At 61.7% G+C, this 13,090-nt stretch carries 14 protein-coding genes; all 14 read left to right on the top strand.

Going from position 1 to position 13,090, the window contains the following annotated elements:
* The first annotated feature begins 17 nt into the window (after positions 1–17).
* The gene (cpaB, locus tag LFT46_RS14235; RefSeq protein ID WP_236799081.1) at positions 18–794 is read left to right on the top strand and encodes a Flp pilus assembly protein CpaB; all 777 of its coding nucleotides are present in this window, start codon (positions 18–20) and stop codon (positions 792–794) included.
* Positions 791–1,990, top strand: coding sequence for an AAA family ATPase (locus LFT46_RS14240; protein WP_236799082.1), 1,200 nt, complete (start codon positions 791–793; stop codon positions 1,988–1,990). Before cpaB (LFT46_RS14235) ends, LFT46_RS14240 begins: the two co-directional genes overlap by 4 nt.
* Positions 1,987–3,393 carry a CpaF family protein gene (locus tag LFT46_RS14245; protein ID WP_236820171.1) on the top strand — a complete coding sequence of 469 codons (1,407 nt, stop codon included), beginning with the start codon at positions 1,987–1,989 and terminating at the stop codon, positions 3,391–3,393. Before LFT46_RS14240 ends, LFT46_RS14245 begins: the two co-directional genes overlap by 4 nt.
* Before the next feature lie 2 nt (positions 3,394–3,395).
* Positions 3,396–4,343: a type II secretion system F family protein gene (locus LFT46_RS14250; protein ID WP_236799084.1), complete on the top strand. Its 948-nt coding sequence runs from the start codon at positions 3,396–3,398 to the stop codon at positions 4,341–4,343.
* A gap of 10 nt (positions 4,344–4,353) precedes the next feature.
* On the top strand, positions 4,354–5,232 hold the full coding sequence (locus tag LFT46_RS14255; protein ID WP_236799085.1) for a type II secretion system F family protein: 879 nt from the start codon (positions 4,354–4,356) through the stop codon (positions 5,230–5,232).
* Positions 5,233–5,478: 246 nt separating this feature from the next.
* Positions 5,479–5,682 (top strand): Flp family type IVb pilin, encoded by a 204-nt coding sequence (locus LFT46_RS14260; protein ID WP_236799086.1) that lies wholly within the window; start codon positions 5,479–5,481, stop codon positions 5,680–5,682.
* An 89-nt stretch (positions 5,683–5,771) separates the two neighbouring features.
* Positions 5,772–6,146 carry a TadE/TadG family type IV pilus assembly protein gene (locus tag LFT46_RS14265; RefSeq protein WP_236799087.1) on the top strand — a complete coding sequence of 125 codons (375 nt, stop codon included), beginning with the start codon at positions 5,772–5,774 and terminating at the stop codon, positions 6,144–6,146.
* Positions 6,134–7,183, top strand: a complete 1,050-nt coding sequence (locus LFT46_RS14270) for a TadE/TadG family type IV pilus assembly protein (protein ID WP_236820172.1) — start codon at positions 6,134–6,136, stop codon at positions 7,181–7,183. Before LFT46_RS14265 ends, LFT46_RS14270 begins: the two co-directional genes overlap by 13 nt.
* Positions 7,184–7,207: 24 nt before the next feature.
* Positions 7,208–7,954, top strand: coding sequence for a Flp pilus assembly protein CpaB (gene cpaB / locus LFT46_RS14275; RefSeq protein ID WP_236799089.1), 747 nt, complete (start codon positions 7,208–7,210; stop codon positions 7,952–7,954).
* Positions 7,951–9,144, top strand: coding sequence for an AAA family ATPase (locus LFT46_RS14280; protein ID WP_236799090.1), 1,194 nt, complete (start codon positions 7,951–7,953; stop codon positions 9,142–9,144). The genes cpaB (LFT46_RS14275) and LFT46_RS14280 overlap by 4 nt, the downstream gene beginning before the upstream one ends.
* Complete coding sequence (locus tag LFT46_RS14285; RefSeq protein WP_236799091.1) at positions 9,144–10,646, top strand: CpaF family protein; 1,503 nt, start codon at positions 9,144–9,146, stop codon at positions 10,644–10,646. Before LFT46_RS14280 ends, LFT46_RS14285 begins: the two co-directional genes overlap by 1 nt.
* A gap of 10 nt (positions 10,647–10,656) precedes the next feature.
* Positions 10,657–11,589 (top strand): type II secretion system F family protein, encoded by a 933-nt coding sequence (locus tag LFT46_RS14290; protein WP_236799092.1) that lies wholly within the window; start codon positions 10,657–10,659, stop codon positions 11,587–11,589.
* 7 nt (positions 11,590–11,596) lie between these two features.
* The gene (locus LFT46_RS14295) at positions 11,597–12,481 is read left to right on the top strand and encodes a type II secretion system F family protein (RefSeq protein WP_236799093.1); all 885 of its coding nucleotides are present in this window, start codon (positions 11,597–11,599) and stop codon (positions 12,479–12,481) included.
* A gap of 94 nt (positions 12,482–12,575) precedes the next feature.
* Positions 12,576–13,058, top strand: a complete 483-nt coding sequence (locus LFT46_RS14300) for an Hpt domain-containing protein (RefSeq protein WP_236799094.1) — start codon at positions 12,576–12,578, stop codon at positions 13,056–13,058.
* Positions 13,059–13,090: the final 32 nt, after the last annotated feature.

The raw sequence follows: 13,090 nt of genomic DNA on the forward strand, positions 1-13,090 counted from the left end.
GACATAAGGAGAATCTCTTGAAAACAAGGCTGCTGGGGGGCCTGGCAGCACTGCTCTTGGCAATTGTCGGATCTGTACTGATGTTCAACTACGCACAGGCTGCCGACAGCCGAGCACAGCAAGGCCTAGATCCCGTCGAAGTACTCGTCGTTCAAAAGGCAATTCCCGCAGGGACACCCGTTGCGGATCTTGCCCAATCCGTAAAGCTGACATCTCTTCCCGGCGCGGCAGTGCCCAAAGATGTCGTCACGTCGCTCTCAGACTTTCCCGGCAAGGTCACCTCTGTCGCCCTAGAGCCGGGTGAGCAGCTTTTAGCACCGCGGCTGGTTGACCCGAATGCCTTGGCGGCCCCTGGAACAGTACCGGTTCCCAAGGGCATGGAAGAGCTTACCCTTCTGCTGGAACCGCAACGCATCCTGGGAGGGCAGCTCAAGGCCGGAGACACCGTTGGGGTCTATACCTCTTACAAGCTGGATGATGCAGCCGCAGCCAGTGCGCCTGTCGGAAACGACGTAAAAGGATTCAAGGAGTTTACAAAACTGGCGTTCCAAAAAGTGTTGGTAACCAGCGTGCAGCAGGCACCTGCCGAAACGTCAAAGAAGGACTCTAATTCGTCATCTGACGGGCCGGCCCTCCCGTCGGGCTCCGTTTACGTGACGCTGGCCCGCGAAGACATCGATGCCACGCAAATCGTGTTCGCGTCAGAGTTCGGAAAGGTCTGGCTGTCGAAGGAGAACAGCGACTCCAAGGACGGCAACCCAGGTGTGATAACCCTCGGAAAGGTCTCGCAATGAGCCGCTTCGTTCTCGTCACCGCATCACAGGATTTCCAGCGCAAAGTATCCCAGGCCGTACGCGGAGCGCTTCACGGTTCAGTTCAGGTGCTGCCACCCTCAGTTTTGTTGGGAGGTCCGCAGGAGCTCTTTGACCGACTCACAGGCGAACCGCCTGAAGTATTGATCCTCGGCCCCGGCCTGCCAGAGGACGATGCCCTAAAACTCGCGACCGTGTTCGATCTTCAGTTTCCGGAAATCAGCCTGGTTCTCGTCGAAGACACGGAACCCGAGCAAGTAATCACCGCAATGCGCGCCGGCATCAGGGATATCGTCAGCCCGAGCGCAGATGCAGACCAACTGCGAATTCTCCTCGAGCGCGCCTGCCTTGCTTCTGCCGGTAGGCGCCGGGGGCTGGTAGCGGCAGCGGGACCAGAACGTGCTCCCGGCCGCGTCATCGCCGTAATGTCACCGAAAGGCGGCGTCGGCAAGACAACCGTAGCCACCAATCTGGCCATCGGCCTGGGCAAGATCGCTCCCATGGGCGTGGTCATCGTCGACTTGGACGTCCAATTTGGAGATGTGGCCAGCGGTCTCCTCTTGGAACCCGAACACACACTAAAAGATGCTGTCAGTGGTGCGGCTTTCCAGGACTCCATGGTCCTGAAGGCCTTCCTCACAGTACATCCCAGTGGAATCTACGCACTATGTGCGCCCAGTAGCCCCAGCGAAGCAGACCACATCAGTGGAGAGGCAGTTAGCCACCTGCTTAGCCAGATGGCCGCTGAATTCCAGTACGTGATCGTGGATACAACCCCGGGACTTGGCGAGCACGTCTTGGCAACTTTGGAGCAAGCCACCGATGCTGTCTGGGTTTGTGGAATGGACGTACCAAGCATCCGGGGGCTTCACACTAGTTTCTCAATCCTGCGCGAGCTGCAGCTTATGCCACAGGGAAGGCACGTGGTACTCAATTTTGCTGATCGCAGGAGTGGACTGACTGTCCAAGATGTAGAGGCCACCATAGGTGTTCCCGTCGATACGGTGATTCCGCGTTCCCGCGCTGTCCCCTTTTCCACAAACAAAGGGGTTCCTCTTCTACAGGAGTCCTCTCGCGATGCGGCAGCTCGAGCTTTCGGAAAACTCATAGAACGCTTCGACCCGAAGCGAAGCGCACAACCCCAAAGAAAAGTACATCGTCGGATGGTGATCTCATGAGCCTGGCAGAACGACTTCAAGCGGCACGCAGTGGTCCGGCCCCCGCCCAGACTTCTCCATTGCAGGAAACGACTACCCCTACTCTGGAGACAGCAGGTGCCAGCGCGGCACCCGTGGACGCCTTGGCCGGACTCAAGCAACGCGCGGGAAAGGCCCTGTTTGAGCGGCTTGGGGGCCGGCTCACTGATTCCTCGCTCAGCGACGAGGAACTCCGGAAGATTGCGCGCGATGAGCTTAGCACCGTGATCGACGAAGAGCAGGTACCGCTTACGCCGGAAGAACGGCGCCGCTTGATCCGGGACGTGGGAGACGACGTTCTGGGTTACGGCCCTCTCCAGCGGTTCCTGGATGATCCTTCCATCACGGAGATTATGGTCAACAGGCTTGATCAGATCTACGTTGAGCGGGATGGCAAGCTGCTCTTAACGGACAGCCGCTTCAGCAGCGAGGAACACCTCCGCAAAGTCATCGAGCGCATCGTGGCAAAGGTTGGTCGACGTATCGACGAGTCTTCGCCCCTGGTCGACGCACGGTTGGAAGATGGATCCCGTGTCAACGCCATCATCCCGCCGTTGGCCGTGAACGGTTCTTCGCTGACTATCAGGAAGTTCAGCAAAGTTCCGCTAACCGTCCAGAACCTAATCGATTTCGGTACTTTGACGCCACAAATGGCAGAGCTTCTCGATGCCTGTGTTCGGGCAAAGCTCAACATCATCGTTTCCGGGGGCACCGGCACCGGCAAGACGACGCTCCTCAACGTGCTGTCGTCGTTCATCCCGGCGGACGATCGCATCGTCACCATTGAAGATGCCGTTGAATTGCAGCTGCAGCAAAGTCACGTGGTCAGGCTGGAAAGCAGGCCCCCGAACATTGAGGGCAAGGGGGCAGTCACGATCCGTGAGCTGGTCCGCAACTCCCTTCGCATGCGCCCTGACCGCATCGTCGTAGGCGAGGTTCGAGGGGGGGAAAGCCTGGATATGTTGCAGGCCATGAATACAGGCCACGATGGCTCCATATCGACGGTCCATGCAAACTCCCCCCGGGACGCGATCGCCCGGCTGGAGACGCTGGTTCTTATGGCCGGCATGGACCTGCCCCTGCGGGCCATTCGCGAGCAAGTCTCATCCGCGGTTAACCTCATCGTGCACCTTTCGCGCTTGCGGGACGGCACGCGCCGGGTTACACACATCACGGAAGTACAGGGAATGGAAGGGGATATTGTCACTCTCCAAGACGCCTTCGTCTTTGACTACAGCGCTGGTGTTGACAGATATGGCAGGTTCCTTGGCCAGCCGGTTTCCACGGGCATCCGTCCTCGTTTCATAGATCACTTTGCCGAGCTTGGGATTTCGGTGTCGCCAGGCATCTTTTCCGGCACCACAGCACAGCTGGCGAGGCGGTAATCATGCATGGTCAAGAGATTTTCCTTGCCGGCGTGGTCCTCCTGGGAACCTCACTCGCTACTGCGGTACTCGTCGTCTTCAAACCGGCGAGCGGTTCTCTGCCGATAAGCAGGCGGCGGCCGCTCGGTACAACAGAACAGACAGCGATAAGCCGTGCTGCCTCTTCTGCCGTGCAACTCACCGAAAGGTTACTGGCCGGAAGAAAAAGCACCACACCCAGATCTAATAGCCTCCTCAGTCTTGCGGGAATTTCTCTTCCCCAAGCGGACTTCGTGGTTCTCGTCGCAGCCGCCACGGCGGTCGGCGGCCTTGCTGGACTGATTCTCCAGGGGGTTGGGCTCGGCCTCCTGGTGGCTTTGGCAATTCCAGTGGTGGCAAGAGTCGGCTTGTCGATACTCATTCAGCGGAGGCGGGCCGCTTTTGAGGCCCAGTTGGGCGAAACCCTGACCATGATCTCCGGCGGCCTCCGGGCGGGACACAGCGTCCTACGAGCGATTGACGCAGTCGCTCAGGAGGCCAGCGAACCGACCGCAACGGAGTTCTCCCGTGTTGTCAATGAGACACGGCTTGGCCGAGATCTCCAGGATTCACTCAACGAAGTTTCTGTACGTATGAAGAGCGAGGACTTTAGCTGGATGGCCCAGGCCATCGAAATCAATCGGGAAGTCGGTGGAGATCTTGCAGAGGTGTTTGATCAGGTCGGCGAAACTATCCGCGAACGGACTCAGATAAAGGGGACCGTCAAGGCCCTAAGCGCAGAAGGCAAACTAAGCGCCATCATTCTCATGGCACTTCCAGTCCTGCTATTCATTCTGATCGGACTGGCGAACCCCAAATATATGGGGGCACTGACCGGACATCCTGTCGGCTGGATATTGCTGGGCATCGCTGCCGTGATGATGACGATCGGCGGAATCTGGGTTCACAAAATTAGCGATTTGAAATTTTGAGGGGTGAACAGTGCAACCAATAGCCTGGGGCATCATCGCCCTGACAGTAATTCCAGTGTCCTTCCTCGCGTGGTCCTTGATTGTTACAGACCGCAGGTCGCGTGTGCTGATCCAGGGCAACCTGAGCAAGGGAATAGATGTACCCGCCAACGCCGTATCCAGCCAGAACATGGATCTGGAGAGGTTCGCGGCCCGCGTCACGCCCAAAGGTTATGCAGCAAAGCTCGACAGACTGCTTGCATTGGCTGGCCGGCCCGCCGCTATGCCTCTCCCGCGCCTTTTGGTAGCAAAGCCCGCCATCGCGCTGATAGCAGCCATCATCATGATGCTCTTCCTCAGCCGGGGGGCGACACCCCAGTTGGTACTGCTGGCTGTCTTCACCACCATGCTCGGGTACTTCGTCCCCGACTTGCTGATCTACAGTCGGGGTTCCGAGAGGCAAAAAAAGATTCAGCTTGAACTACCGAACACCTTGGATCAAATGTTGATTTCGGTTGAGGCAGGGCTAGGTTTTGAATCGGCAATGGCAAGGGCCGGTCACAACGGAAAAGGTCCCCTTGCCGAGGAACTGATTCGAACCCTTCAAGACATGCAGGTGGGCCGCAGTCGTCGAGACTCGTATACCGCCCTGGCGGATCGCAGCAATGTCCAGGATCTGCGGAACTTCGTTCGAGCAGTTGTACAGGCTGACACTTACGGCATTGCGATAGCAAAGGTTTTGAAAGCCCAAGCCGGAGACATGCGGGTCAAGCGGCGGCAGCGAGCAGAGCACAAAGCAATGAAACTCCCAGTTCTGGTCCTGTTTCCACTCCTGCTCTTCATCTTTCCCGTAATTTTCATCATCATCCTGGGCCCGGCAGTTATCAACATCATCCAAGCCTTCAGCTGATCCACCCCCGCCCGAAAGACCGGACCCCCTCGGCACCCAGAACCGAGGGGGTCCTTTTGCGCGCCGACAAAGTCAGAAAACCCGGCATAGACGCAGAAAAAGCCAAGCAAAAGCGCAGGAAGTGTCCATGGCGTAAAGACTTTGCGCAGGATGCTGCAAGATCCCGTCAAGCGGCCAAATATGCTTGCTAATTTCGTTTCAGTGCTGGTGCAGGGCCAGCCAATCCGTCTCGCTCAGGAGTACAGAATGCTTTCTCTCTACACCAACTTCATGATTCGCCTTCGCAACAGCGAAAAGGGCGCAACCGCCGTCGAATACGGCATCATGGTCGCCCTCATCGCAGTCGTCATCATCGTTGCCGTCACACTGTTGGGTAACAACCTCACGGGTATCTTCAACAATGTCGCCGGCAAGGTATCCCCCACTGTGGCGCCCACGACTGCTCCTTAACACCAACCGCCATCGCCGTTCCGGACCCCATATCGAAACGGCGACACTCTGCCCGGCAGAAACAAGCAATTCAAGAGGAGGAGCAGCAGGTGAGACGTGATTCGGAACGCGGCGCGGCCGCCGTCGAATTCGCGATCCTGCTGCCCCTCCTCTTGATGCTTGTGCTGGGGACCATTGAGTTCGGCCGGGCCTACAACGCGCAAATCACCCTGACCAACGCGGCCCGGGAGGGCGTGCGTGTCATGGCCATCAACAACAGCCCCACCGCTGCCGCAACCGCAGTTCAAAACGCTGCAGCATCGGTAAGCTCAACCCTTCCCTCATCAGCCGTCACTGTGAGCCCCATCACGTGCAGCACGGGCACCCAAGTGACGGTCACCGTCAAGTACACACTTTCCACCATCACCGGAATTGCCGGGCCGTTCGCGATGACGGGCAAAGGAGTCATGCTGTGCGGCGGCTGAAAGTAGTACTGCGAGGCGGCGAGACAACCAACGAACATGGCGCTATTTCGGTGATTGTGGCCATCATGCTGGTGGTCCTGCTCGGCTCCGCGGCCATTGCAGTAGACGTAGGGGTGCTGTATTCGGAGCACGCCCAACTGCAGAACGGCGCAGACGCTGCCGCCATAGGTGTCGCTCAAAAATGCGCCCGGAACTCCGCGGATACCCTATGCACCACATCGACTTTGGCCGCCACGCTTGCCAACCAGAATGCACTGGATGGCACCAGCAACGTCCGCTCCATTGCCTTAGACACGACAGGCCGCAAGGTAGTCGTAAATACAACGGCGGCAGAGAACGGCGCACCCCCCGACTCTGTCTCGCTCTTTTTCGCGGACGTCCTGGGGATTCCGACGGCGAAGGTGGGGGCCAAGTCGTCCGCCGTTTGGGGCAGCCCCAAGGCCGGAACAACTGCGTTCCCCCTGGCCTTCTCCATCTGCCAAGTTAAGGGCTATGTGGACGGCGCCCTCCAACTCCTCCAGGATCACGGTCAAAACGCCAATGCCTCCTGCAACTACGGGCCCTCCGGCGCGGCTGTTGCCGGAGGATACGGATGGTTGAAGCAAGACACGGGTAAGTGCGGTGCCACCATTGACCTCGCGGTGAGCGAAGGCGGCAGCGATCCCGGAAACAATGCTCCAGGTAACTGCGACGCCACGCTGAACAAGTGGGGCGCCGACATTACTGCAGGCCGAAAAGTTATCGTCCTGCTCCCCGTATACAACCAAATCACCGGCACCGGCAACGGAGCAATCTACAGCCTCGTTTCATTTGCTGCATTCGATGTGACGGGCTGGAGGTTCAGCGGCGGTACCGGCCTTCCTTACGAGTTCCAAAGCACCAAGTCAACGGCAACGGGTGTCACCACTGCGACACAGTGCACAGGGAACTGCCGAGGCGTGATCGGCAGGTTCGTGACCTACGTGTCCCTCGCCGACGGCTACACCCTTGGGCCCGTTGACCCTTACGGCGCCACCATCGTCCGCCTCGGCCTCTAGCACTACCCCGATCAGGAGAACAACGTGAAATCTCGCATGCTCGCCGGCACGGCCGCCGTAGCCCTGGCGCTTGTGGGAGCCCTTCTCATCATCGTCTACGCGAACGGCGCCGACGCTAGGGCGATGGCAAGCATGGAGCCAAAAGACGTTCTCGTAGTGACGAAAGCCGTTCCCGCCGGGACCGCCGTAAGTGACATTGCTGCATCGCTGGAGATCAAGAAACTCCCAGCATCCGCAGTTTCTACAAGTGCGCTGAGCAATCTTGACGGCAAGGCCGGCACGGTGACCGGAGTCAACCTGGTTCCCGGTGAACAACTTCTGGCCGAGCGTCTGATTGCACCCGCAGACGCGAAGGGTGCCTCAAGCGTCAAAGTACCGCCCGGGTTTCAGGAGGTGTCCTTCCAGCTGGAACCCCAGCGCGTCGTGGGCGGGCAGATGGCCGCTGGCGATCACGTCGGTGTCGCCATGAGTTTCAAGGGCGGTGCGGACAAGGCTAAGCCCGGGGACACGACGCAGCTGACCCTGCGGAAGGTGCTGGTGACCTCTATTCAGGGCGCACCCGCGGCGTCTTCCAAAGGCGACAATGCATCCCAGAGTCAGAGTGCACCTGTCCCGGCAGGTGCACTCATCATCACGGTCGCGGTAAATGACGTCGATGCCAACAAGATCATCTTCACCTCAATCAACGGTGAGCTCTGGCTCACGAAGGAACCCATGGACGCGACAGACAGCGGGCCCCGCATTGAGCACCTGGACACGGTGTACAAATGAGCCGTTTCGTCCTCCTCTCCCCCAACGCCGAGTTCGACCAGAAGCTGCGTACCGCCGTCGCCCATGGCCTGCGCGGCACCGTGCAGACCATCGCCAGTGACATCCTCCCCGCAGGCCCGGCGGAACTGTTCGGCCTCCTCAACCAGGAGCAGCCCGAAGTCCTGATCATCGGCCCGGACGTTCCTTATGAAGAGGCACTCCGGTTCGCCAAGGTCTTTGACGTCCAGCTCCCCGGCCTCAGCCTGGTCCTGGTCAGCGACGTGGACCCGGACTTCCTGCTGCACGCCATGCGCGCCGGCATCCGCGACATCCTCAGCCCGCAGGCCGACCCGGCTGAAATCAGAGTGCTGCTGGAACGCGCCTGCCAGTCCTTCGCCACCCGCCACCGCGGCCCCGAGCAGCAGCAGGCGGAGAACGGCAGGGGCCTGGTCATCGGCGTCTTCTCCCCCAAGGGCGGCGTGGGCAAAACCACCCTGGCCACCAACATCGCCATCGGCCTGGGCCAGATCGCGCCCATGAGCGTGGTGATCGTTGACCTGGACCTGCAGTTCGGGGACGTCGCCTCCGGCCTCTACCTCAACCCGCAGCACACGGTCACGGACGCCGTCACCCCGGCGGCAGCCCAGGATCCGCTGGTCCTCAAGGCCTTCCTCACCGTGCACCCGGCCGGCATCTACGCCCTGTGCGCCCCGCCCAACCCGGTGGACGCGGACCACATCTCCCCGGAACAGGTCAGCCATCTGCTGGAGCAGCTGGCGCAGGAATTCCAGTACGTGGTGATCGACACCGCCCCCGGCATGCCGGAAATCGGCCTCGCCGCCATGGAGCAGTGCACGGACGTGGTCTGGGTCAGCGCCATGGACATCCCCAGCCTGCGCGGCCTCCGCTCCGGCCTGGAGGTCCTCCGCCAACTCGACATCATGCCCGAATCCCGCCACGTGGTCCTGAACATGGCCGACGCCAAAGCCGGCCTGAACGTCCGGGACGTCGAATCCACCATCGGCGCGCCCGTGGACGTCAGCGTTCCCCGCTCACGCGCCGTGGCACTGTCCACCAACCGCGGCATCCCCGTCCTCCAGGAATCGAAGAAGGACCCCGCCGTCAAAAGCCTCCGCCATCTGGTGGAGCGCTTCAACCCGGCTTGGCGCGCCCAGGCGCAGCGGAAGCTTCACCGAAGGGTGGTTATCTGATGAAACTCTCCGAACGAATCAACGCGGTCCAGTCGCGCAATCAGGCCGCATCTCCGGGCACGGGCACCGGCACAGCCCTCCTCGAGGCGCCTCGTCCGGCGCCCGCTCCTTTGCCGTCCCCGGCGGAAAGCGCCGAGCGGCAGCTTCCGGCACATGCCGCCGTCGTACATTCAACGCACGACGCCGTCGCGCAGCAGGTGCCCACGGCACCGAAGGTGGACGTCTTCGCAGCCATGAAGGACAGGGCGGCCACCGCGCTTTTCGAGCGCATGGGAACGCGCTTCAACGACGCCGCGGTAACAGAGCAGGAACTGCGGAGCACCGCCAAGGAGGAGCTCACCCGCATCATCGATGCCGAGCAGGTGCCGCTGACCCCCGAGGAACGCACCCGCCTGGTCCGCGACGTTGCCGATGACGTGCTCGGCTACGGTCCCCTCCAGCGCCTGCTGGACGATCCCGCCGTCACGGAAATCATGGTCAACCGCATGGACCAGATCTACGTGGAACGCAAGGGCAAGCTCACGCTCACCGAGTCCCGTTTCAGCTCCGAGGAGCACCTGCGCAAGGTCATCGAACGCATCGTGTCCAAGGTGGGCCGCCGCATCGACGAGTCCTCGCCGCTGGTGGACGCGCGCCTTGAGGACGGATCCCGTGTCAACGCGGTCATCCCGCCGCTGGCCGTGGGAGGTTCCTCGCTGACCATCCGAAAGTTCAGCAAGACCCCACTGACGGTCCGCAACCTGATCGATTTCGGCACGCTGACGCCGGAAATGGCCGAACTGTTGAACGCCTGCGTCAAAGCGAAGCTGAACATCATCGTCTCCGGCGGTACCGGCACGGGAAAGACCACGCTGCTCAACGTCCTGTCCTCATTCCTGCCGCACGACGAACGCATTGTCACCATCGAGGACGCCGTGGAGCTGCAGATCCAGCAGGACCATGTGGTCCGGCTGGAGAGCCGGCCGCCCAACACCGAAGGCAAGGGCGCGGTGACCATCCGGGAGCTCCTCCGCAACTCCCTCCGTATGCGTCCGGACCGGATCGTGGTGGGTGAGGTCCGTGGCGGCGAATCGCTGGACATGCTGCAGGCCATGAACACCGGCCACGACGGCTCCCTTTCCACCGTGCACTCCAACTCCCCGCGTGACGCGGTGGCCCGCCTGGAAACCCTGGTGCTGATGGCCGGCATGGACCTGCCGCTGCGCGCCATCCGGGAGCAGATCGCCTCTGCCGTGAACCTCATCGTCCAGATTTCCAGGCTCCGCGACGGGTCCCGGCGCATCACCCACGTAACGGAGGTGCAGGGCATGGAAGGCGACATCGTCACCCTCCAGGATGCCTTCGTGTTCGACTACTCTGCGGGCGTGGACGCTCAGGGACGGTTCCTTGGCCGTCCGGTTGCCACGGGCATCCGGCCGCGGTTCATCGACAGGTTCGAGGACTTGGGCATCCACGTGTCCCCCGAAGTGTTTGCCACCCCGCTGGGCCCGGGCGCGAAGTAGGGACTGAGCCATGATCATCGCCATCGGAAGCGTCATCCTCCTGGCAGCCATCTGCCTGCTCGGGGTCGCCGTGCTCCTGCCAAGCGCGCCCTCAGTGCCGCTGGACCGCCGTCGTCCGTTTGAACCCGAGCCGCCTTCCTCCCTGTCCCGCCTGGCGCTGTCCGGGGTCAGGTCATTCGAACGGCTGCTCGACGGGCGCAACGTCAAACTGTTCTCCCGCGTCGAACTCGAGAACGCCGGCCTGCGCCTGAGCCAGGCAGAATTCTTCCTGCTGGTCGGCATCGGCGCTTGCGTCGGGATGCTGGTGGGCACTGTCACCGTGGGTCCTTTGGTGGGACTGCTGCTCGCCCTGCTCGCCCCGTTCGTGGGCAAACTGGTCCTCGGTTTCCTGGCCGGCAAGCGCCGCACCGCCTTCGACGGGCAGCTGGGCGACACACTGCAGCTGCTCTCCGGCGGCCTGCGGGCCGGCCACAGCATCCTGCGCGCCATCGACGCAGCGGCGGCTGAGTCCCAGAAGCCGACGTCCGAGGAGATGCGGCGGGTGATCACCGAAACCAGCCTGGGCCGCGACCTGCTCGCCGCCCTCAATGACACCGCCGATCGGATGAAGAACGAGGACTTCGTCTGGATCTCGCAGGCCATCCAGATCAACCGCGAAGTGGGCGGGAACCTGGCCGAGGTGCTGGACCAGGTCAACGAGACCATCCGCGAGCGCGCGGAAATCAAGGGGCACATCAAGGCGCTTGCGGCGGAAGGCAAATTCTCCGCGTATATCCTGATCGCCATGCCGTTCGGCATCGTGGCCATGCTGCTCGCCGTGAGCCCGAGCTACATGAACTCGATGTTCACCCATCCCCTGGGCTGGGTAATGATCGGCGCATCGTTTGTCCTGATGACCATCGGCGCGCTGTGGATGCGCAAGATCATCGACCTGAAGTTCTGAGGACACCATGAACCTGATAGTCCTCCTCTCCGTCCTGCTGGTCTGTGTCCCGGTGGCGGCACTGGCCTGGTCCGTCCTGACCGTGGACAAGCAGGGGCGCGTAGCGGTCACCGAACTGCTGTCCCGCGGTGCACCGCCAGTCGCCGCTGCTCCAACCGGATCCCCGCCGCGGCTCGAAGCCCTGGGCCGGCGCCTCACTCCACCGGCCTATGTCGCCTTCCTGGACCGGCTCCTGTCCCTCGCCGGCCGGCCCGCCTCGATGCCGTTGGGAAAGGTGCTGGGGTCGAAGATCGGCCTTGGCTTGGCCGGTGCCGCGGCTGGTCTCTATCTGACATCGATCGGCAGCTCACCGATGATGAAGCTCGCGGGGCTGTTCGTCCTGGTCCTTGGCTACTTCATCCCGGACCTGCTGCTTTACAGCAAGGGCCAGGAGCGGCAGAAAGCCATGCAGCTGGAGTTGGCCAACACGCTGGACCAGATGCTCATCTCGGTGGAGGCCGGACTCGGCTTCGAGGGCGCCATGGCCCGCGCCGGCGAGAACGGCAAGGGCCCGCTGGCGGAAGAGCTGGTCCGCACCCTGCAGGACATGCAGGTGGGACGCAGCCGTCGGGAGTCCTATATCGCATTGGCCGAGCGGACGAACATTCCTGAGCTGCGCAGCTTTGTGCAGGCCGTGGTGCAGGCCGATACCTACGGCATTGCCATCAGCCGGGTACTGCGCGTCCAGGCCAAGGTCATGCGGGTCAAGCGGCGCCAGCGGGCCGAGGAAAAGGCCATGAAGCTGCCCGTCATGATCCTTTTTCCGCTGCTGTTCTTTATCTTCCCGGTCCTCTTCATCGCCATTCTGGGGCCGGCCGTGATCAATGCGGTGATGACTTTCAGCGGGCAGTAGCGCCTACGCAGGGCGACGGCAAGTTTGCCTCAAGGTTTACACAGAATGATGACAAATAGGCCAACGACGGATTTCCAGGAAGTAGCCTTGAACAATGCACAGTACCGATCCCGGTTCCAGCGGAAAGAGCCCCGCTGCGGACTCCCCACTGCCCGGGGTCGCTCTGCCAGCTCCTGCCGTTCCTGCTTCCAGCGTGGGACCTTCACTGGAGGAGGCGGGTCTCTTGCCGCTGATTGATGCCGCAGTCCTGGACGAGCTGGAAGAGGAACTGGCCGGTACCGGACTGGCCCAGCGCTTCGCCCGCGACTACGCCGCCATGTGGGACCTGCGCCTGGCCCGGCTGGGAACAGCCGTGGACAGCCAGGATGAAGACTCCGCCCTGGACGCCGTCATCAGCCTCAAAATCAGCTCCGCCATGGTGGGCGGCCTCAGGCTGGCCAGGCTCGCCGAACTTCTGGAAGGCCTGATCCGGCAGGGCGATTTTGCCCAGGGCCAGGCCCTGATGGCCGGGGTGGCGCGGGACGGGGCACGCACGGTGTCCGAACTGCAGGCTACCTACATCCTGGAGAAGGGCTAGCCCCTCGGCTCCGGGAGCCCGCGCCCGTGGGG

Source organism: Arthrobacter sp. FW306-07-I, assembly GCF_021800405.1.
GTDB lineage: Bacteria > Actinomycetota > Actinomycetes > Actinomycetales > Micrococcaceae > Arthrobacter.